Annotated in this window: 20 protein-coding genes; 8 read left to right on the top strand and 12 right to left on the bottom strand. The window is 66.6% G+C overall.

The features are described 5' to 3' along the window. The first annotated feature begins 18 nt into the window (after positions 1–18). On the top strand, positions 19–951 hold the full coding sequence (gene coaA, locus ACFC0O_RS34230) for a type I pantothenate kinase (RefSeq protein WP_364640244.1): 933 nt from the start codon (positions 19–21) through the stop codon (positions 949–951). Positions 952–954: 3 nt separating this feature from the next. On the opposite strand, the gene ACFC0O_RS34225 is transcribed toward coaA, so the two are convergent. Continuing rightward, positions 955–1,548: a hypothetical protein gene (locus ACFC0O_RS34225; protein ID WP_375965410.1), complete on the bottom strand. Its 594-nt coding sequence runs from the start codon at positions 1,546–1,548 to the stop codon at positions 955–957. 117 nt (positions 1,549–1,665) lie between these two features. Next, positions 1,666–2,445, bottom strand: coding sequence for an isoprenyl transferase (locus tag ACFC0O_RS34220; protein ID WP_364640250.1), 780 nt, complete (start codon positions 2,443–2,445; stop codon positions 1,666–1,668). 227 nt (positions 2,446–2,672) lie between these two features. On the opposite strand from ACFC0O_RS34220, the gene ACFC0O_RS34215 reads away from it, so the two are divergent. From ACFC0O_RS34215 to ACFC0O_RS34205, 3 genes are all read left to right on the top strand, one after another. Next, positions 2,673–3,353: a hemolysin III family protein gene (locus ACFC0O_RS34215; RefSeq protein ID WP_375966410.1), complete on the top strand. Its 681-nt coding sequence runs from the start codon at positions 2,673–2,675 to the stop codon at positions 3,351–3,353. 169 nt (positions 3,354–3,522) lie between these two features. Further along, positions 3,523–5,112, top strand: coding sequence for an adenylate/guanylate cyclase domain-containing protein (locus tag ACFC0O_RS34210; RefSeq protein WP_364640252.1), 1,590 nt, complete (start codon positions 3,523–3,525; stop codon positions 5,110–5,112). Positions 5,113–5,538: 426 nt separating this feature from the next. Continuing rightward, positions 5,539–6,006 carry a hypothetical protein gene (locus ACFC0O_RS34205; protein WP_375965407.1) on the top strand — a complete coding sequence of 156 codons (468 nt, stop codon included), beginning with the start codon at positions 5,539–5,541 and terminating at the stop codon, positions 6,004–6,006. Between the two features lie 129 nt (positions 6,007–6,135). Here ACFC0O_RS34205 and ACFC0O_RS34200 read toward each other — a convergent pair whose 3' ends face one another. Then, positions 6,136–8,232 (bottom strand): thioredoxin domain-containing protein, encoded by a 2,097-nt coding sequence (locus tag ACFC0O_RS34200; protein ID WP_375965405.1) that lies wholly within the window; start codon positions 8,230–8,232, stop codon positions 6,136–6,138. Positions 8,233–8,470: 238 nt separating this feature from the next. Here ACFC0O_RS34200 and ACFC0O_RS34195 point away from each other — a divergent pair, with 238 nt between their 5' ends. Continuing rightward, positions 8,471–9,856, top strand: coding sequence for a cytochrome P450 (locus ACFC0O_RS34195; RefSeq protein WP_375965403.1), 1,386 nt, complete (start codon positions 8,471–8,473; stop codon positions 9,854–9,856). Here ACFC0O_RS34195 and ACFC0O_RS34190 read toward each other — a convergent pair. From ACFC0O_RS34190 to ACFC0O_RS34165, 6 genes are all read right to left on the bottom strand, one after another. After that, positions 9,846–10,682 (bottom strand): ABC transporter permease, encoded by an 837-nt coding sequence (locus ACFC0O_RS34190; protein WP_375965400.1) that lies wholly within the window; start codon positions 10,680–10,682, stop codon positions 9,846–9,848. The two genes, ACFC0O_RS34195 and ACFC0O_RS34190, sit on opposite strands and share 11 nt — an antisense overlap. Further along, complete coding sequence (locus ACFC0O_RS34185; RefSeq protein WP_375965397.1) at positions 10,679–11,416, bottom strand: ABC transporter ATP-binding protein; 738 nt, start codon at positions 11,414–11,416, stop codon at positions 10,679–10,681. Before ACFC0O_RS34185 ends, ACFC0O_RS34190 begins: the two co-directional genes overlap by 4 nt. 15 nt (positions 11,417–11,431) lie before the next feature. Continuing rightward, positions 11,432–11,917: a hypothetical protein gene (locus ACFC0O_RS34180; RefSeq protein ID WP_375965395.1), complete on the bottom strand. Its 486-nt coding sequence runs from the start codon at positions 11,915–11,917 to the stop codon at positions 11,432–11,434. A 33-nt stretch (positions 11,918–11,950) separates the two neighbouring features. Further along, complete coding sequence (locus ACFC0O_RS34175; RefSeq protein ID WP_375965393.1) at positions 11,951–12,763, bottom strand: SAM-dependent methyltransferase; 813 nt, start codon at positions 12,761–12,763, stop codon at positions 11,951–11,953. Positions 12,764–12,908: 145 nt separating this feature from the next. Next, a complete protein-coding gene (locus ACFC0O_RS34170; protein ID WP_375965390.1) occupies positions 12,909–14,000 on the bottom strand; it encodes a hypothetical protein in 1,092 nt (363 codons plus the stop codon). 72 nt (positions 14,001–14,072) lie between these two features. Continuing rightward, positions 14,073–15,152, bottom strand: coding sequence for a LuxR C-terminal-related transcriptional regulator (locus ACFC0O_RS34165; RefSeq protein ID WP_375965387.1), 1,080 nt, complete (start codon positions 15,150–15,152; stop codon positions 14,073–14,075). Between the two features lie 86 nt (positions 15,153–15,238). On the opposite strand from ACFC0O_RS34165, the gene ACFC0O_RS34160 reads away from it, so the two are divergent. Beyond that, entirely contained in the window at positions 15,239–15,667 is a 429-nt protein-coding gene (locus ACFC0O_RS34160) for an ester cyclase (protein WP_375965385.1), read from the top strand. Positions 15,668–15,690: 23 nt separating this feature from the next. Here ACFC0O_RS34160 and ACFC0O_RS34155 read toward each other — a convergent pair whose 3' ends face one another. From ACFC0O_RS34155 to ACFC0O_RS34145, 3 genes are all read right to left on the bottom strand, one after another. Then, positions 15,691–17,151, bottom strand: coding sequence for a hypothetical protein (locus ACFC0O_RS34155; RefSeq protein WP_375965383.1), 1,461 nt, complete (start codon positions 17,149–17,151; stop codon positions 15,691–15,693). A gap of 76 nt (positions 17,152–17,227) precedes the next feature. Beyond that, positions 17,228–18,412 (bottom strand): family 2 encapsulin nanocompartment cargo protein terpene cyclase, encoded by a 1,185-nt coding sequence (locus tag ACFC0O_RS34150; protein WP_364640283.1) that lies wholly within the window; start codon positions 18,410–18,412, stop codon positions 17,228–17,230. Positions 18,413–18,559: 147 nt separating this feature from the next. Then, positions 18,560–19,021 (bottom strand): phage tail protein, encoded by a 462-nt coding sequence (locus ACFC0O_RS34145; protein WP_375965380.1) that lies wholly within the window; start codon positions 19,019–19,021, stop codon positions 18,560–18,562. 60 nt (positions 19,022–19,081) lie between these two features. Between ACFC0O_RS34145 and ACFC0O_RS34140 the strand changes: the two genes are divergently transcribed. Both ACFC0O_RS34140 and ACFC0O_RS34135 read left to right on the top strand, forming a co-directional pair. Further along, positions 19,082–19,390 carry a hypothetical protein gene (locus ACFC0O_RS34140; protein ID WP_375965378.1) on the top strand — a complete coding sequence of 103 codons (309 nt, stop codon included), beginning with the start codon at positions 19,082–19,084 and terminating at the stop codon, positions 19,388–19,390. Positions 19,391–19,461: 71 nt separating this feature from the next. After that, a complete protein-coding gene (locus tag ACFC0O_RS34135) occupies positions 19,462–20,310 on the top strand; it encodes an acyl-CoA thioesterase (RefSeq protein WP_375965377.1) in 849 nt (282 codons plus the stop codon).

Genomic DNA, 20,310 nt, shown 5'->3' with positions numbered 1-20,310 from the left:
ACCCTGGGACGTGGATAAATGGCACGGATGAGCGAGCCGAGTCCCTACGTGGAATTCGACCGGAAGCAGTGGCGCACACTGCGCAAGTCGACTCCCCTGGTGCTCACCGAGGAAGAACTGACCGGCCTGCGCGGCCTGGGCGAGCAGATCGACCTCGAGGAAGTGGCCGAGGTCTACCTGCCGCTGGCGCGGCTCATCCATCTACAGGTCGCCGCCAAGCAGCGATTGTTCGCCGCCACCGCGACCTTCCTCGGCGAAAGCCATCCGGACCGCCAGGTGCCGTACGTGATCGGCGTGGCCGGATCGGTCGCGGTCGGCAAATCGACCACCGCCCGTGTGCTGCAGGCGCTACTGGCCCGCTGGGATCACCATCCCCGGGTGGATCTGGTCACCACCGACGGATTCCTCTATCCGACAGCCGAACTCACCCGGCGCGGCATCATGCACCGCAAGGGTTTCCCGGAGTCCTATGACCGGCGCAAACTGCTGCGCTTCGTCACCGAGGTGAAATCCGGTGCGCCCGAGGTGTGCGCGCCGGTGTACTCGCATATCGCCTACGACATCGTGCCCGGTGAGTACCACTGCGTGCGCCAGCCCGACATCCTCATCGTCGAGGGTCTCAATGTGCTGCAAACCGGTCCGCGACTGATGGTGTCGGACCTGTTCGACTTCTCCGTCTACGTCGACGCCCGCATCGAGGACATCGAGAAGTGGTACGTGCAGCGCTTCCTGTCCCTGCGCAAGACCGCCTTCACCGATCCGAACTCCGCGTTCCACCACTACGCGAATTTCAATGATCAGGAAGCCACCAACCAGGCGAAAGAGATCTGGCACAACACCAATCGGCCGAACCTGGTGGAGAACATCCTGCCGACCCGGCCGCGCGCGACGCTGGTGCTGCGCAAGGATTCCGATCACACCATCAACCGGCTGCGGCTTCGTAAGCTCTGAACCTCATAGTCGCCAGGCCGCGTCCAGGCGCGCCGCCACATCGATATCGGTGGCGGCCTGGATATTCGGCTTGCAGATCTCCTCGGCGATATAGCGCGCCACGAAGCGGCGGATCTCATGATCGACGCTGGCCAGAATGCGCAGCAGCTCACCGCGGCGGGACGCGCTGGCCACATTGATGCGCACATTGCTCGGCTGCGGTTCGGCGATTTCGATGAGCACCCGCAGCGGTTCGGCGGTGCGCACGGTGAGATGCAGGTGAATGGTGCCGTCCACGTGGAACGGATAGCGGTCCACCGCCAGGTCGATGAGCAGATCGACATCCAGCGGGATCACCAGATCGTACGAAATGTATTCCTGCGGTTCACGATTCAAACGCGGCTGCCCCAGGCGCACGGCGGCGGAGAGTTTCGCGATGCGGCCCGGTCCCACCCCGATCGGGCCGAATTCGAAAGCCTCGCCGGTGAGTTTCTCGAATGCCCCCGAAATGCGTTCCGGTGACGCCGCGTATTCCAGGAACCGGCGGCCGAACTCCTCATAACTGAGGTAGGACTCCACATCCGCCGGGCCACTCTGCCCTTGGTTCAGCTCACTCATGCACTCCGACGGTACGGAGCGACAGCCCCGCGAACCACGGAAGCCATTGCACTGCAACACAACCGTTGACTGGTCGTGTCGCAAGTACACCCGTTGTCACACCTGAGACGGAGCAGCCTAGACGCCGAAGCGGCGGTGCCGGGCGGCGAAATCGCGCAGGGCGCGCAGGAAGTCCACCCGCCGGAACTCGGGCCAGTACGCCTCGGTGAACCAGATCTCCGAATAGGCGCTCTGCCACAGCAGGAATCCGGAGAGCCGCTGCTCACCGGAGGTGCGAATGACCAGATCCGGATCCGGCTGGCCGGAGGTGTAGAGGTGCTGGCCGATGGCGTCCACGGTGATGGACTGCACCAGATCCTCGCCGTGCTCCCCCGCGTCGATCTCCTGGCGGACCAGGGAGCGCACCGCATCGGTGATCTCCTGCCGGCCGCCGTAGCCGATGGCCACATTCACGTGCACGCCGTCGCGGCCCTCGGTGCGTTTGGCGGCCTCCCGCAATCGCCCGGCCACATCCTCGGGCAACTGATCGAGCGCGCCGACGATGCGGACGCTCGAATTCTGTTCCGGCGCGGACAATTCGTCGACCACATCGGTGATCACCTCGAAGAGCGTCTCCAGCTCTTCGCGATCGCGGCGCAGATTCTCGGTCGAGAGCAGATAGACGGTGACCATCTCGATCCCCGACTCACCGCACCAGCCGACCAATTCGGCGATCTTGAGCGCCCCCACCCGATGCCCGTGACTCACATCGGTGAAGCCGTTCTCGCGTGCCCAGCGTCTATTGCCGTCGCACATCACCGCCACATGCCTGGGATGCTGCCGACCGGCCAGTTGCTTGGACAACCTGGCTTCGTAAATGCGATAAGGGAGTCCACGCACCTGACTCGCAAGCTTCACGCCGAGGAACACTACGCCTTCTCGGCAACGGCCGAAGCGACCGGGACAGTGGTGTGAAACGCGCACATAGCCGGATCGGACATTGCGGAGTCGTGCGCCACTTCCGTGATCCGGGACGGCTAACCTACGGTACCGTAGGTTACTCAGGAGGTAACTTCGTGTCCGACACTGTGCAACCATCCGCCCCGGTGGCGGAGGCTTCCGGCGGTACCGACCATGAGGCCGGGCTGGTGGACAAGACGCTCGACACCGTCCGGGAAGAGCTCGCGCTGATCAAGCCGCGCATGCGGGGGTGGATTCACGCGTGGGCGGTCGGTATTGCCGCCATCGCGGTGATCGTGCTGGTGAGTGTGGCCACGACCGTTTCCGCGACCGCGGTGTGGTCGACGGCCGTCTACGGGCTGACCGTGTGCGGCGTCTTCGGCATCAGCGCCACCTATCACCGGGTGAACTGGCGCACCGCGCGCGCCCGCATGTGGATGAAGCGGGCCGACCATTCGATGATCTTCCTTTTCATCGCGGGCTCGTACACCCCGTTCGCACTGCTCGGGGTGCGCGGCAGGGCCGGAACCATTCTGCTGACCGTCGTCTGGATCGGCGCGCTGGCGGGCGTGGCCCTGAAGATGTTGTGGCCCACCGCTCCCCGCTGGGTCGGGGTGCCGCTGTATCTGCTGCTGGGCTGGGCCATCGTGCCGGTCGCGGGGACGCTCATCTCGAATGTGGGCTGGGCTCCGGTCCTGCTGCTGCTCGCGGGCGGGATCGCGTACAGCGTCGGCGGCATCCTCTACGCCGCGCGCTGGCCGGACCCGTGGCCGGAGGTGTTCGGCCATCACGAGTTCTTCCATGCCGCAACGGTGGTCGCCGCGCTCTGCCACTACATCGCGGTCTGGCTGGTGCTGCTTCGCTGAGCGGGACACGAGCGGTTACTCGCGGAGCAATTACTCACAAAGGTGCCATCCAGGGCGAAAGATCTCTAAAGTCCTGAGCAATAGCCGGACGACACCCTAGGCATGCCACCGCGATGACACCCACCCGCACACCCGACACGGCCGTCGCCTCGGCGACGCCTCTGGCGACGTGATCAGCAGGGTCATCCTGTGGGCGCTGCGCGCGCGATGGGGATTGTCGGCCGTGGTCATGGCGTGCAACCTCAGCGGCCTCGCGGTGATCACCATCGAACTCTGGCTCAGCGGCTTCTTCGGGCGGCTCGGCTCGGATTGGCTGAGCACTTTCGTGCAGGTGTCCATCTATCCGACCATCGGCGCGGCCATCGGCATCGTGCTCGCGGTGCGCGACCGGACGCACTATTTCGGCTGGCTGGATCAGCGGCGCGCGCCGACCGAATCCGAGGCGCGGCGGCTGCTGCAACTGCCCATGGGCATTACGGTGCGGGCGCTGGCCATCTGGATTCCGGGCGTGATCATCGCGGCGGCGCTGTTCGCGCACGCCACCGCACCGCGGAATTTCGCGGTCGTGCTGTCCATGTTCACGCTCGGCGCACTGGAATCGGCGGCAATCACCTATCTGATCGTGGACCGGCTCATCCGCCCCACCATCCCGGTGGTCGCGGAGGTGCTGGACGATACCGCGCACTGGAGTTCCACCGTCCTGATGCGGGTGCTGGTCACCTTCGCGGTGGTGGGCGCGGTGCCGCTGCTCATGATGATCACCGTGCTGGCCGATCCGACGCCGGAGTACACCGACCGCATTCGCACCGCCATATACCTTGCGGTGGTTGGGCTTTCGGCCGGATCGGTGGCGACGGCGGCGCTGTCGCGCGCGGTCGCCACCCCCATGCACACGCTGCGGGACGCCCTGGATCGCATCGCGCGCGGCGAACTCGACGTGCGGGTGCCGATCGGCAGCACCAGCGAGATCGGGCGGCTCGAACATTCGGTGAACGAGCTCGCCGCGAATCTCGCTGAGCGCGAACGCATGTTGACGGTTTTCGGCCGCCACGTCGGCACCGAGGTCGCCGAACGGGCGCTCTCCGGCACCGGCGACACCACCGGTGTCACCGACCTGAACGGCGACACCCGCGTGGTGACAGCGCTTTTCGTCGATGTCACCGGATCCGTGGCCCTGGCAACCGAACTCGCCCCGCACGATTTCGTCACCAAGCTGAACCGGCTGCTGTCCATCGTGGTCGCCGCCACCGAGGAAAACCACGGCCTGGTCAACAAGTTCGAAGGCGATGCGGCCCTGTGCATTTTCGGCGCACCCATCGCCCTCGACGACAACGCCACCCCAGCCCTGCGAGCGGCCCGCCGCATCCGCGATGAGGTCACCGCCGCCGGCGAACTCGATATCGGCATCGGCGTCGCCCGCGGCATGGTCTTCGCCGGCGATGTCGGCGCGGACACCCGCCTGGAATTCACCGTGATCGGCGATGCCGTCAACGAGGCGGCCCGCCTCACCACCGAAGCCAAACAAACCCCCCGCCGCATCCTCGCCAGTCAGGCCGTCATCGACGCCGCCGCCGAGTTCGAGCGCAGCAAGTGGGTGCTGCACGACACCCTCCACCTCCGCGGCCGCAAGGAGCCCACTCCAGGGTGGACCGACGTTCCGGTCCGCACGTCAGGCCACCGCAACGGCACCGTCCCGCGGGTCGAGCCGGAGCAGGTCGCACCCCCGGTCGCGACCGCCGACCTGGCAAACGATCACTAGTCATGCACGGCATTCGCGGCATAGTCGGAGCGCTGCGAGAATCTCGAGATAAACACGCCCGGAACTGTAGGTCCGCGCAGGTGGCGGGGCAATGGAATATGGGGTTACGGATCGTCCCCACAGGTCGCACATCGGCGAGACCTGGTCCCACGCACCGCAAGGCCTAGGTCGCACCACCGCACCGCACCGCACCGCACCGCACCGCACCGCACCGCACCGCACCGCACCGCACCGAGGCCATGGTCACCCGCGGACAATATGGGCCCCGGCCGACCAGCTCGACCCGTGGACGGGATGGGTCGGCAGACCACCATGCGCGAGGGGCGTGGCGGATGAGCTGACCAGGGTTTCGTACTACTCGGGGACTACTCGGATCGGTACCTGTGGGGGATTCGCGGGTGGGGTGCGGAGGATCACGCTGGGAGCATGACCGAAGTCAGTGCTTCGCATCGCTTCCCCACCGCTCCGGAACCCGTACGTGCCCCACTGCTCTCGCTGGCCTTCCGGGCCATTGTCATCGCGCTGCTGGCCGGGGTCGGTGAGACGGTGCTGCGCGCGGGCATCGCGCTCGCGGATCCGGATACCAACGCGGGCGGACTGGTCTATGGGCTGCTCATTCGCAGCGCCATCTACCTGGCCGTGCTGACCGCCGCCGTCCGCATGGTCGCCGGAGTCCCTTGGGCGCGAATGGCTCTCATCATCGGACTGGGCACGGTCGGGCTGGCGTCACTGGTCGCCGAGCCGATCGGCGCGGTAGTCACCGGGCACGTGGCGATCGAGTGGACCGCCGGAAACATCGCGATCGGAGTGCTCCGCGCCGTGCACATCGTCGCGGTGCTGGTCGCGGTGCCCGCCATGGTGCGCGCGGGCACCCAACTCCGCCGCCACGCGTAATCGCCCAGCGCACAACGGTTCCCGATCCAGATCCGACATGCGCCACGCGTAGTCGGCTGCCGCACGAAGATTCCCGGACAGACTCGTCGTGCGGTGCGCCATGACCGGCGAGCAGTGCGTTCGCCGCCGTCAGTCCCGGGGTGTGAGCGCGGCGCGCACCTCCGCCACCGTGGTGACCGGGAGATCGCAGACCGAGCCGCGGCAGACGTAGGCGGCGGACAGGTCGTTGACCGGCGGGCGATCGGCGAGCAGCGGTTGCGAATCCTGTTCTCCGGAAATGATGACCGAGCCGCCGGGGGCCGCTACGCGGGCGGCGGTGAGCAGGCAGGCGGCCCAGCCGTCCAGGTCCGCGTCACCCGCCGAGACGGCCACCTGGATGGGGCCGCGCAGCGCGGCTTCGGCGACCGCGAGCCAATGTCCCGCCGAGCGTGGGGCTTTGGCGAGCAGCACCGCACCGCGCGCCAGGGTCTGGTCGGCGAGTTCGCGGTAGCGGATCGCCTGCTCCGGTGCGCTGAGTGCGGCGGCGGTGAGCAGTGCGTCCGCGAGAACCGAAGTGCCGGAAGGGGTTGCGCCGTCGATCGGATCGCGCGGCCGGGTCACCAGGGTTTCGGCGTCATCGGCGGTGTCGAACCAGCTGCCGGGCGTTTCCGGATCGGCGAAGTGCGTGATAGCCGAATCGAGTACGCGATGCGCCTGTTCCAGCCAATCACCGCTGCTGGTCTGGTGCAGTGTGAGCAATCCCAGTGCGAGCCAGGCGTAATCCTCCAGCACGCCGGGCGCGACCCCGGCGACACCGCCGAGCGAGGCCCGGCAGGGTCGCCCGTCCCGCACGTGCGTATCGAGCAGGAAGCGCGCGCACCGTTCGGCGGCGGCGATCCACACCGGATTCAAATGTGCCGCACCGGCTTCCGCGAGCGCGGTGATCGCCATGCCGTTCCAGGCGGTGACCACCTTGTCATCGCGTTCGGGCTGCGGGCGGCGACCGCGGGCATCGCTCAATATGCCCCGAATGCGTTCGAAGCGTTCGTAATCCGAGGCGTCGGGATCGGTGTACCGGGTGAGCACCGAAGTCCCGTGCTCGAATGTCCCGGCCGTGGTGACACCGAAAAGCTCTGCGACCCAGGCCCCGTCGATCGCGCCGAGTACCCCGTTCAGCTCCGCCGGAGTCCACACATAAGTGGCTCCCTCGACCCCCGGCCGCCCTTCCTCCAGGTGCGTATCCGCGTCCAGTGCGGAAGCGAACCCGCCCTGCTCGGTACCGAGATCCTCCAGCAGGAAGTTCACCGTCTCGCGAGTCACCCTGAGCGCCAACGGTTCCGACGCGTCCGGCTCCGCCAGCGGATCCCGCCAGGGCGCGTCCTGCCCGTCCTGTGCCCGCCGCGCGAGATGCGAGTAGACCCGCAACAGCTGCGCGTTGTCGTACAGCATCTTCTCGAAATGCGGCACCACCCAGGCCGCGTCCACCGAATACCGCGCGAATCCCCCGCGCAACTGGTCATAGATCCCGCCCCGGGCCATGGCCTCGGCGGTGAACGAAACCACCTGCCGCACAGCATCGTTGCCGGTCCGCTCATAGTCCCGCAGCAGCCCCTCCAACAGCGCCGACGGCGGGAACTTCGGTGCGCCGCCGAACCCCCCGTGCTGGTTATCCACATCCTTCAACACGGTCGTGACCGCGTGATCGAGCAGTTCCGGGCCGATCTGCACCGTGCTGTCCGGCAATCCGGCGGCCTGCTGCCGCAACGCCTCCCCCACCTGCGCCGCCGCCTGATCCACCTCATCCCGCCGATTCACCCAGGTTTCGGTGAGCGCGGTCAGCACCTGCGTGAACGAGGGCATCCCGTGCCGCGGCGTCTTCGGGTAATACGTCCCGCAGTAGAACGGCTCGCCCTCCGGCGCCAGGAAGCACGTCATCGGCCACCCACCCTGCCCGGTCATGGCAACGGTGGCATTCATGTACACCGCGTCCAGATCGGGCCGCTCCTCCCGATCCACCTTGATACACACGAAATTCGCGTTCATCAGCGCCGCGGTCTCCGCGTCCTCGAACGACTCGTGCGCCATGACATGACACCAATGGCAGCTGGCGTAGCCGATGGAGAGCAGGATGGGCACATCACGGGCGGCGGCCTCCGCGAGCGCATCGGCGTCCCATTCCCGCCAGTCCACCGGATTGCCGGCGTGTTGGCGCAGGTAGGGCGAGGTCGCTCCAGCCAATCGATTCACACCCGTCAACCTTCCTCGGTCGAACTCGCAGACAACACGCTCGGTCGATATGAAGCGTAGTGCGCCCGCAGCGGCCGAGACATCGGCTGTGGCCCCCGGAATGAATGGCGCTCGGGTGGTTGGCGTTTCGGCAAAAGGCGGCGGTCGGTTCGTGATCGCGACTACCGTAGGAGGTAGCTGGACGACATGCCTCGGTGATCGAGCTCGGTTGTTGTCACCTACTCCCGCAGGAGTCCCTGTGCAGACGGCGAAGAACGCGCTATTCGGCACGAGCCGACCCCGCCGGAACCTACGACGCGCGACGGATCTTCGTGACGTCCCGCGCGGACCCGGACGGGTGCCGGTGCTCGGGCACGGTTGGCGACTGTGGCGGGATCCGGTCCAGTTCATGGTGGATCTGGCCGCGGCCGGGAAAATAGCGCGGGTCGATATCGGCAGCCGGGTCGTCTATGTCATCACCGATTTCGAACTGCTGCACCGGGTGCTGGTGGAGAACTCCGACGCCTATGAACGCGGGCTCCTCTTCGAACGCATCCGCCTCATCTTCGAGGAATCACTGATTGTCGCGGATGGTCAGCAGCACAAAGATCTTCGCCGTCTGGTGCAACCGGCGTTCCATCGACCGGAGCTGGAGGGCCACACGCCGACCGTGCAGCGCAACGCGGACGCACTGGCGAGTTCCTGGCAGTCGGGACAGATCGTCGAAATCCGTTCCGCACTACTGGATTTGGTGATCACCGATCTGCTCGGTTCCATGTTCTCGCATGAACCGGAGCCCGGGGAGCTGCGATTCATCTCGGGTCTGATCGGGGACATAGGCGCGGGCGCGATCGTGGGCAGTGTGCTGCCGAAGCGACTGGCGAGCCTGCCGCTGCCGGTGAACCGCAAATTCCTGTCGGCCGGAACACGGCTGCGGGACTACTGCCGGGACCTGCTCGTCGCGCGCCGGACCGGCGGTGAGCGCCGCAATGACCTGCTCGACATCCTGCTGTATGCGCCCGATGGCGCGCACCGCAGTGACAAACTCCTGGCGGAGCAGGCCGTGACGGTGCTCTTCGGCGGTATCGACGCCTTGACCGCCACGCTGACCTGGTCGCTGTACGAATTGTCCCGGCGCCCCGAGGTGGCGTCGAGATTGCGGAACGAGATCCTCGACGCGGGCGACCTCGACCCTCGAAAACTCGATCAGCTCGAATACCTGAACTGCTTCCTGAACGAAGTCACCCGAATCCATTCGCCACTGCTGCAGACCAGGCGCAGTGTCACCATGGTCGAGCTCGATGGTTTCGAGTTTCCCGCCGGGACCGATATCGGCTACAGCATCGCCGCCATTCACCGCGATCCGCATATCTTCCCCGAACCGCACACCTTCGATCCGGACCGGTGGTCGCCGTCGAGATCCGGGCCGAAATGCCGGAGCTTCGTTCCGTTCAGCATGGGCAATCAGATGTGTGTCGGCAGAAATTTCGCCTGGGTGGTCTTGCAGACGACCCTGCAGAGTCTGCTGTCGCGGTGGGAGTTCGGGCCGGTGGAAACCGGGAAGCTGCCGCGCGCCATGGGTCCGATCCCCGGCATGGGAAGACTTCCGCTCGAGATTCGCCCGGTCCCCTCGGCTACTGCTTGATTCGGGAGACCGTCGTCCTGCGAAGGCCGGATACGCGGCGAATCAGGATGGGCAGCACGACCGCCGCGATGAAGAGGGTGACCGCGACGAGGATGAAGTAGAGCAGCGATCCATTGCGTCCGAAGCGGGGCTGGAACGCGACCTGCTGACCGGTCGCGGCGACGGCATTGAGGAATGGGGCGTACGCCTGCACGGTGAATCCGTGGGGCAGCAGATTCATCGCGCTCTCGGCCACATACACCCAGAACAGCAGCACGGCGACGGCCGCGGACGGAACGCGAATCAGCGACCCCACCGCGATGCCCACCCCGCACGCGGCGAACGCGTAGACCGGGACCGTCCAGAGGAACCGGATACCGGCCGAATCGGTAATGTCAACGGCCCCATAGAGTTCGGGGAACTGATGGGGCAGCGTGACCATCACTACAACCAGCAGCACAAGGGTGGATATCGCCGCGATCGCGCCGTAGTAGATCCACCGGGCCAATGCGACCGTCCACAGCCGGGGGAACAGGAAGGTGCCGAGATCGCCTGTCCTGCCGCGCCTTTGGGTGCCGTGGGCATAGGCGGCGGTGACCATCATGACCGATACGGAAAAGGTCATCACCCAGTACACGGAGTTGACGGTGGAGACCGGAGCCACGAACCGCTGTCCGGGCAGGGTCGCGAGTCGTTCTGCGACAGCGGCGATTCCGAACGTCACGCCCAGCGGCAGCACGAAGGTGAGCGGGACGGCGACGGTCCACAGGAATCCGCGGCCGGTGGTGCGGGTCCATTCGGCGGCGACGCCGCGGTAGACGAGGGTGGCCGCACCGGGGCCGCTCATGAGGCCGCGCCCGACGCGAGGCGGCCGGGTACCCCGGCGATGCGCACGTAGGCGTCTTCGAGGCCGGTCTCGCCGGGCTCCAGTGTGCTCATGAGGTGGGCGAAAGGCCGGTCGGCCAGTACACCCCGATTGCCGAGGATGACGATGTGATCGGCATTGCGCTCGACCTCGTCGAGCAGGTGTGAGGCAACCAGGACGCAGGTCCCGGCATCGGCGAGTTCGCGCAGCAGTTCACGGATCCAGCGGATGCCCGCGATATCGAGGCCGTTCAGTGGTTCGTCGAGCAGCAGGGTCCGGGGCGCACCGAGCAATGCGGCGGCGATGCCGACCCGTTGCAGCATGCCGAGCGAATAGTGCCCGAGCCGGCGGTCGGCGACGCCGACCAGATCGACGATCTCGAGCACCTCGCCGACCCGGCCGACCGGTATGCCGCGGGCACGCGCGATCCAGCGCAGATGCCTGCGCGCGGTGTGGCGCGGGTCGAAAGCCCGGTAGTCCAGGTGCATTCCGAGCGTCGCGGGCGTGGTCCGATGGGCTCGGACCACGGTGTCATCGACGCGGATGGTCCCGGCGGCGGGCGCGATGAGGCCGCAGATGGACCGCAGCAGTGTGGTCTTGCCGGTGCCGTTGAGACCGATCAGGTAGGTGATCGCCCCGTCCGCCACGCTCAGTTCGGGGACTTCGAGGACGGTCACGCCCGGATAGCCCAGGGTGAGGTCACGAATATCGATCACGGTGCTCGGAGCCGGTCAGAAGTCGCAGGACATCGACAGGCCCACGGCCTTGATGCCCTCGCACACGGAGCTGTTGGAGAGCTTCCACACCCCGTCGATACGCTTCCAGACCACCCGCGCGGTGATATCCGGGCGTCCCACCGACCTGGTGCGCAGCATCGCCGTGTGCACATTGCCGTCGTGGGTTTCCGGACCGCTGATCTCATTGGATCCGTACGGAGCCCGGAACATGCCGGTGTTGAAGAGGGCGTCGGCGACCGCGACCGCGCCCATACCGCCTTCCATATTGGCCGCCTTGGCCTCATCGGAGACGCCGGGCGTCTCGATCAGGAATACGACCTGATCGTGGAGATCATCAAGGGTGGGAACGTCTTTGGTGAGCAGGAACGCACCGGGTGCGGCGGAGGCGACGGGGGCACTGACAATCGAGGCGCCGGTCGTGACGGCGGCGACCGTCATGATCGACGCCACGGCACCGGCGACAATATTCAAGGACTTCATCTCTTCATCCTTTTGATCGGCTTGGTGGCTTCCTCAGGGTTTGCGGCCGATGGCGCCGAGTATGACCATCCGTGTCTCCGGCAGGTCGGGGCGGAGCCACTGCTGTACCGGCACCACACCGGGTTCGAACAATTCGAAGCCGGCCAGGTACGACTCCGTCTCGGCCGTCGACCGGAAGGTGACCTGGGCCGAGGTGTTGGCGGTGCCGGTGAGCACCTGGAGTATCTCCGGGGACGAATCGCTGGAACCGTGACTGATCGCCAGATAGCTACCCGATGCCACCCGATCACGAAAGGCGGCGACGACCGCGGCGGGGCGCTCGTCGTCCATCACGTAATGCAGCACACCGGAGAACAACAGGGCCACCGGCTCATCGAAGTCGAGCAGACCGCGCTCGGTGATCTCATCGAGAATGTCACCGGGACAACGAATATCGCCGAGCAACGCGGTGGTTCCGGGAGGTCCGGCGAGCAGTGCGTCGCAGTGGGTGACCACGACCGGGTCGTAGTCGACGTACACCACCTGCGCGGTCGGCTGGATCTCCCGAGCCGCCTCGTGCACGCTGGGCGAGATCGGAATCCCCGAGCCGAGATCGAGGAACTGACGAATGCCCGCCTCGGCGGCCAGCTGGACCGCTTTGATCAGGAAACCTCGGGTGAACAACACCAAAGCCCCGAGTTCGGGCACTTCAGCGAGCATCCGACCGGCCAACTTGCGGTCGGTCTCGTAGTTGTCCTTTCCGCCCAGCAAGTAGTCATACACCCGGGCGGAGCTCAGCTCATTGGGGTCGAGCGAATCCGGTTTCCGCCTGAGCTCCGACGCAGGCCTCTCGGTACCTTCGGCCACAGATGTAACCGTAGCCGACCACCACCCCGGGTGTAGGCCACTCCGGAGATCTGCCGACGCCGGGATGCGCACCGAACGAGCCGTCGGCGTACCACGCTCCGGCACAACACGATCCGGCCGTCCAACAGATCGACCGGTACGTACCTCAACCGTCGGCGCGAACCGGGGCCGGATCCGTTTGCGCCAATGCGACCGCATGCGCGACCGCGGACCGCGCGCGGTCGACGGTCGCGTAACGGCCCAGACCGCAAGGGGCCGCGACATCCAACCGGCCGCCGTAGGCCGACTCCGCCGTCGCCAATGCCTGCCGGGCCTGCGCGAGCGGTTGCCCCGCATGTGCGAGTCCGGCGATAACCGTTGTGGTGGAAGGTAATTCGAGGCGCGCCAATGGGGCGTAATACCGCGGCCGGACCGGCGCCTGTTTACCGTCGCCGATGGGCAGGTGGACGAAATCGAGATGTCTGCCCGCGGGCCAGTGCCGCGCTATGGCGTTGGCCAGTGTCACGACCGCCGCCGCCGACCTCGGTCGCACGGCCGGTTTGTCGTCGAGGCTGCCGTAACACAGGTGCACTCCGAAATGGGCATCGTACGGGGCCCGTGCGACCAGGCGCGCGATCGCGCGACCGGCCGCGGTGGCCAGGCCCTGCCGGAGCGGTGCGGGCGTCCCCGCGCACAGCAGCGTCTCGGCCGCCAGCTCGAGCTGGAACACGACATTGCCCGCCATGGCCTCCTGGACGCGGACGATCTCCCTGACCGTGGCGTCGAGAATCGGGCGGTAATAGGGCAACCCCTTGCGCAACAGCAGCATTCGCGCCTCGAAGGCGATGAAACCGATGACGAACGGGGTCGGGATGCCCACCTGCAAGCGGAGTCCGGGATCGGTTCGGCGCAGCTCTGCCAGTGCGTCCGCGGCCCGTCCGGCTTCCCGCGCATAGCCGAGCGCGGCGTCGATATCGGCCTCGGCCATCGATCGGCCCGTCCGCAGCCGGAAGGTGTCGCGCGAGCGCAGCGTCGACCAATCACCGCTGCGCACCGGAGCCAGCGCGGGGATCTCGCCGAACCGGTCGATGATGGGCCTGACGTACCACTGGGCGCGATACGGATCCGCTTCACAGCCGGGAACCATGCCGTCGAGAAAGTCACCGGCGGTGTCGACGGCGAACGCCATCGCCTGCTCCGGACTATCCAACTGTGCGGGCAGACTGCCCACGAAGTGAACCCGACGCTCGCGCTGCACAGCGCCAGTCTCGCATATCGGCCGTCTCCGAACATGGGTGTCGGCAAAGAAGATTCGAGCCTCCCGCCGCCGTCACCCGGCCGTACCGGGCGGTTGCATCAGGCGGCCGATGAGGTCGCGACGACTGCGGACGCCGACCTTGTCGAAGACGGATTTGAGGTGGTCCTGCACGGTGTGCGGGGAGATGTGCAGGGTGTCGGAGATGAGTTGGGTGGAGGTGCCGCGCAGCACCAGGCGAGCGACTTCGGCTTCGCGCGGGCTGAGGCCGTGAGCCGAGAGCATGAGCGGGATGGTGGCGGTGGGCTCGGCGGTTTTGACCACGACGCTGATGCGTTGTTCGCTGGGCGGGCCCTGCAGGCGGGAGGCGTGCAGGGTGAGCCAGTGCCCGTCGACGGTGCGGACTCGGCTGGTGGGCAGGGTTCGCGATGGCGCGGTGCCCTGTTCGATCGCGCGCACCGCCATGGCCACGGTGTAGACGGCCAATGGGAGCGGGAGGTGGATCGAGCGGGTCTCGTCGACCAGGGAGAGCAGATGTGCGGCTTCGGGGGTGACGGCCACGACGCCGAGGTCTTCGGCGAGCAGTACGACGCCGGGTTCGCCGATGCCGCCGGTGGACGGGGAGCCGTGCAGCAGTACGGCCTGGCGCAGGGCGTGCGCGAGGTGCGGGGCGATACTCGCGATCAGCGCGGCCTCGGTGTCGGTGAAGCCGAGCGGATGGTCTTCGCGATGCAGGCACAGGTAGCCCCAGCACTGTGCGCCGACCACCAGTGCCGCGCGCAGTTCGTCGCCGAGGCCCAGCGGTCGCATGATCTCGCGATACCGTCCGCTGGCGAACCGGTCCGAATGCGTCGCCGTATCCAGGGAAGCCACGTGATCGGGCGAAACAGCAAGTGCCGCAAACCTATTCACATCCGAACCGCCGAATTCATTGTCCATGAACAGCGGTGTCACCGCGCCCAGCGGTTCGTCGGCGAACGCCCCGGTGAACAGCAGGGTCTCGGGATCGGCGGTGGCGAAGAACGCCGCGTCCACCGGCATGAGCTTGCGCACCGAGCGCAGGAACTGCGCGTGCACGCCGGGCACATCCGATCCGTCATGACAATGACGGATCAGATCCCGCACGGCCCGCGCCGTATCGGCTGTCCTCGGCACATACCCAGTATCCTCGGCCGGTTCGACTTCGGAACCCCCAACTACCTGGGATGGTGGCCCGCCCCGATCGGTTCGACGATCGATCCATGACAAACAACGACACCACCCGGAACAAGCAACTCGTCGACACGTTCATCCAGGAACTGTTCACCAAGGGCAACCTCGATGCCGTCGACCGCTACCTCACCCCCGACTTCGTCAATCACGACGACCCCTTCCCCGGCGCTCCCGCGGGAGCCGAGGGCCTGCGCATCGCCGCCGCGATGTTCCGCGCCGCCCTGCCCGACTGGCACAGCGATATCGACCAGCTCATCGCCGAGGGCGATCTGGTGGTCGAACGCTTCACCGCCCAGGGCACCCATCAGGGTGAACTGATGGGCGTCGCCCCCACCGGAAACACCCTGGTGCTCACCGGAATTCAAATATTCCGAGTGGCGGGCGACAGAATCGCCGAACGCTGGGGCCGCCTCGACGATATCGCCCTGCTGCGCCAGCTGGGCCTCATTCCCGGCTGATCCGCCGGGACCACGCGCACCCGTCAGCCCAACGTGGATACCCAGCTCAGGCTGGTGTCCGTGCGGCCGAGTATGCCGACGACCCGGCCGGCGGGTGGGCCCGATTCCTCTCGCGTCACCACGAAATGCGCACCGGTGGCCAATTCGGTTGGGGTGCAGACATATTCGGCGGTGACGAGCAGTTCCATGCGTTTGGCGTCGTCGGCGCAGACCCGGGTGCCGCTGCGGGCCCCGGCGAGCACGAGGAAGACGACGTCGCCCCACGCCTCGTGGGGCTTGCGCTCCAGCACGATCGGCCGGGTTCCGGCGACCTCGGTCATCGCGTCCAACGTGGTATCGAGGCCGACCGTGCCGGGGCGGCGATTGGCCAGGGAGTGGGTCAGGCCGCTCACCACGAGCCCGATGACCAGCAGGGCGACACCGGCGTAGCGCAGTGCGGCAGCGCCGGTGAATTCGAGTTCCGCGATCCGGCGGGTGAGCTCGATCAGCAGTAGCGCGAACATGAAAAGCGGTATGGCGTAGGAGAAGTAGCCGATGTACGGCTCATTGATCTGATCGATGCCGATCATCGCGTAGATGGCCATCAGCAGCAGTGCCGCCGCGCTGACCCGGAGACCGCTCCGCAGGAATTCCTCACCGCGAGCGAACTTCGCCACGAGCGCGAAGAGCACGAGCAGGATGACGATGCCGAGGATGCGGTTCGGCCCCCAGAACTGCACCGTGTACCAGGCCGCCGTCCACGGCGCGTGTATTCCGTGCCCGCCGCCGTAGATGGCGTATTTCGCGAGTTCGCCCGGGAAATGCACGATTCCGTCCAGCACGATGGTCGAGGCGAATGCCGCGGCGATTATGCCGAACAACCACCAATCCTTCTTGGCGACCTCGACTTTGCGCCGCCAGATGAGATAGAGCGCCGCGCCACCGAGCAGGGGCACGAAGAACAGGAACTCCGCGTGCCCGTGAATGAGCAATCCGCCCGCGAGCGCCAGCACCCACAGGTGGTCGGTGCGCCCGGCCACCACCGAGGTGACCGCCACCAGCAACAGCAGGAACGGCGCGAAATACACGTACGGCATCCAGAGTCCGCTGAGCAGATCGCGGTACACCGTGACGAACAGCAGACTGGCACCGCCGATCCCGGCGATGAGCGGCCAGGACGGATACCAGCTGTGGATAACGCTCAATGCCAGCGCCACCAGTGCGGCATTGAGCAGCAGAATGGCGATGGCCTGCCCATTCCAGGGTGTCGGCACCCAATGCAGCAGATCGTAGAAAAGCCATTCGCCGAAGGCTTGTACGTATACGAATGAGGGACCGGGATGATGAAAACCGACCCTGGAGTAGTTGCCCACCAGCAGATCGAAATGTTTTGCCGAGAGCACCAGGATGGAGACGGTCCCCGCGTCCCCCTCCTCGTGCACGGACTGGGTAAAAAGGTCACGACTGCTGGTCAGCAGTGCCGTGGCATATGCGATCCAAGCCACGAAGAAAACTCTCACGAGCCCGGAGCCTATCGGCTGAAACGTCGGTCGTCCTAACGCCGGCCGAGGTCAGGGACCGCTACCGATAGCGCGGGTTGGTGTTATGCCATTCGAACGAGCCGCCCATCCAGTTGCGGACGCCGTGCAGGAAGCTCTGCAGTTCGGGGGACGGGATCGATTGCAGGGCACGGTGTCCGGCCTCGAAATCGCGGACCATGGTGTTGTGCAGGTCCACGACCGTTTCGGTGGCGGCGGCGATCGAGCAGCCGCGGTCGGCGGCGATCTGCAGCACCATGTTGGAGACGGGGTTCTCGTCGGCGGCGTCTTTTTTCACCGAGAAGAGGTCGTTCACCAGGACGCAGGCCGTGCCCGCCTGGAAGGCGGCGCGGCGGACGCGATCGTCGTAGAACAGGTTGGACGGGACCTCGTAGCCGACCACCGGATCGATCAGGGTCATGGAGGTGTAGAAGGTGTCGTGCTGGCGGGCGGCGAGGTACTCCCAGGCGGCAGGCGGCTCACCGGTGTGCCGCCAGGCGGCGTAGGCGGTCCAGGACACGAACATGGAAAACGTTGCGTAGCAGGCGCGTTGCACCTGATCGGGGGTGGCGTGCCGGCGCAGGTGCGCTATCGCCGAGCGGAAGGCGCGCAGCACCCGGTCGGTATGCAGTTCCTCGTTCAGCGGTTCGCTGAACTCACCCGCGTCGGGCAGCGGGTCGAGGGCGGCCATGGCGAGGGTGAGGCGCTGGGGCAGGCGGACCGGATCCGCGCCGAGGGCCGAATCGTCGGCGTAGTAGTCGTCGGCCATCCACCAGGCGGTGTTCATCTGCGCGGCGACCAGCAGACGGTCGGGATCGTCGGAATCGCTGTGCGCCAACATGACCAGGCGGCCGTAGCCGGTCTTGCGGAGTTTCCCGATCTCCTCGGGGGTGAAGCCGATCGATTCCGCCCAGTGGGCCAGCCGATCGTCCACCTCGTCGGCGAGGCGATCGTCGATGCGGGCGGCGGGCGGACAGTACAGCGGCGGCGCGGACCCGTCACCCCAGTCCAGCAGCTGATAGGGCTCGATGTCGGCGGTCAACCGCCGCAACGGAATCCGGAACGCGCTCTCGCCGAGGCGGGGTACGCCGGGTACACAGTGGTCCGCCGTATCGAGCTCGGGGACAACGGGTTTCGACTCCGGAATCGAGGCGGATTCCGATACCGCCGCGAAACGCTTGGCGAGCTGGGTGCCGAGCCCGCTCGGGCCGCTGTCGAGACTTGTCATCATGCTCTCCTGCCACGCGGAATCATCAGGTCCAGGCAACGCACAGTCAGGTCCAGGCAACACACAGAGTGACCGCATCGACTATCGGACCTGAGCACCCGCCCGCGCAGCCGTTTGACCGATTCCGGTCCCGGCGACACGCCGGGCTCAGTACTCGTTCTTGATGACGAAGTAGGAGCCGCGGATGGTGCCCGCCAGCTTGGACTTCTGGCGCGCGAACTTGAACGCGTCGAGTTCGGCGGGGATCTCCATACCGTCCGAGAGCTTGAACCCGACCGCCCGTTTTCCGGCGTCGGCGAGGGTGTACATGACATTGATCGACAGGCCGTCCTGGTAGAACACGTACGCCATGCGAATGCCCTCCACCTCGAACTCCGTAGCCTCCAACGGCGGTGCGGCGATGACGATCCCGCGTTCCTGCTCGAGGATCCCGCTCACCCAGTCGACGGTCGGCCGCGCCTGGCTCGCCGGTTCCACGGTGAAGACGTGGTTGTACTTGTTCTTGAAGTACCGGGCCTCGTTCGCGCGCAGACCGGCGAGTGCGTCCGCGACCGGTGAGGACTCCAGGCCGACGGTCGACACGGAGTCGAAATTCACGACATACGACATGAAGAACTCCTCAGCGTGTGTATATCCGTGCATATCCGGAACCGTCAGCATAGGAGAGATATGAGCTGGAATGAGGTACCCGAGGTCAGTGATCGGCAGATCCTTGCCGCGCTGCGCCCGCTGTACGAGCCCACCCGGGAACGCGCCCGGCTGGCGGAGGTGGTGGAACGGCTGCGCGAGGCCACCGATGCGGAGGAGATCGCCGAGCGCGATCGCTGCGGAAACCGCATGGCCGAATTGGATCGGGATATCTGTGTGCGATCGGTCGAGGCGCTGGATCGGATCGGGCTCTGGCATGCGGCCGGAATGATCGAGGCGGCGCTGAGCATGCCGCCGGAGGTGTTGGAACAGTACGGTTCCGCGAGCTGAGGCGAGCGGGCGCGTCCCGCTCAGCGCTCCTCGCGTTCCCCCCGATGGGAAGGGTGTGCGAGCATTTCGCCATGGCTGGTGGAACACATTTATGGCCGGTCGTCGATCTGACCGATCTGCTCGACGTACTCGATCTCGGCGATCTCGGCCCCGGGCGATTCCGGGCCCGGAATGTGAGTTCCACCCTGCCGACCACACTCGGCAGCCAGACGCTCGCCCAGGCCGTGGTCGCCGCCGAGCGCACGGTGCCGCATATGGCGGTGCAATCACTGCACGGGGTGTTCCCGCGGGGCGGGTTCGCCGATCGGGATGTCGAGGTGGACGTCGAGATCGTGCAGTCGGGACGGGCGCTCGCGACCGTGCAGGTGACGTTCCGGCAGCAGGAGCGCGAGCATGCGCGAGTGCTGGCCATGCTGAGCGTCGACGAACCCGACTTCCTTTCGCACGGTGCGGAATTGCCCGCCGGACTGCCCGGACCCGAGGACTGCGATGAGCTGCCGTGCGCGCTGCTGCCGTGGGAGGTCCGCACGGTCGGCGGGGCCGAGGCGGTGGCGCTCGACCTCGCGGGACCACCGTCGCTGGACGTGTGGATGCGCTGCGATAAGGCTCCCGATCTGCCCGGCGTGAACCGGGCGCTGCTGGCGCACGGCAGCGAGGGTTTCCTCGGACCGGTCGCCATGCGCCCGTACCCTCAGGCCGAGATCGCCAGGCGCGGTGGACGTTCGGCCGCGGCCATGCTCGCGCAGACCATTACCTTCCATCGCCCGTTCACGCTGCGCGATTGGCTGCTGCTGCGCTGCGAGAGCCCGTTCGCCGGGGCCGGGCGCATGTTCACCCGGATCCAGATATTCACGCGCGCGGGCGAATTGGTGGCATCGGTGGACGCGCACGGCCTGATGCGCGGCGGCGAACGGCCGTGA

This window comes from Nocardia sp. NPDC056100, from assembly GCF_042266325.1.
Taxonomy (GTDB): Bacteria; Actinomycetota; Actinomycetes; order Mycobacteriales; family Mycobacteriaceae; genus Nocardia.
This window is presented reverse-complemented; position numbering and strand designations above follow the sequence as displayed.

What these genes read in the sequence shown, in the direction of transcription:
- coaA (WP_364640244.1), top strand. Translation starts at nt 19, where the DNA reads ATGGCACGGATGAGCGAGCCGAGTCCCTACGTGGAATTCGACCGGAAG.
- ACFC0O_RS34225 (WP_375965410.1), bottom strand. Translation starts at nt 1,548, where the DNA reads ATGAGTGAGCTGAACCAAGGGCAGAGTGGCCCGGCGGATGTGGAGTCC.
- ACFC0O_RS34205 (WP_375965407.1), top strand. Translation starts at nt 5,539, where the DNA reads ATGACCGAAGTCAGTGCTTCGCATCGCTTCCCCACCGCTCCGGAACCC.
- ACFC0O_RS34190 (WP_375965400.1), bottom strand. Translation starts at nt 10,682, where the DNA reads ATGAGCGGCCCCGGTGCGGCCACCCTCGTCTACCGCGGCGTCGCCGCC.
- ACFC0O_RS34180 (WP_375965395.1), bottom strand. Translation starts at nt 11,917, where the DNA reads ATGAAGTCCTTGAATATTGTCGCCGGTGCCGTGGCGTCGATCATGACG.
- ACFC0O_RS34160 (WP_375965385.1), top strand. Translation starts at nt 15,239, where the DNA reads ATGACAAACAACGACACCACCCGGAACAAGCAACTCGTCGACACGTTC.
- ACFC0O_RS34150 (WP_364640283.1), bottom strand. Translation starts at nt 18,412, where the DNA reads ATGACAAGTCTCGACAGCGGCCCGAGCGGGCTCGGCACCCAGCTCGCC.
- ACFC0O_RS34145 (WP_375965380.1), bottom strand. Translation starts at nt 19,021, where the DNA reads ATGTCGTATGTCGTGAATTTCGACTCCGTGTCGACCGTCGGCCTGGAG.
- ACFC0O_RS34140 (WP_375965378.1), top strand. Translation starts at nt 19,082, where the DNA reads ATGAGCTGGAATGAGGTACCCGAGGTCAGTGATCGGCAGATCCTTGCC.
- ACFC0O_RS34135 (WP_375965377.1), top strand. Translation starts at nt 19,462, where the DNA reads ATGGCTGGTGGAACACATTTATGGCCGGTCGTCGATCTGACCGATCTG.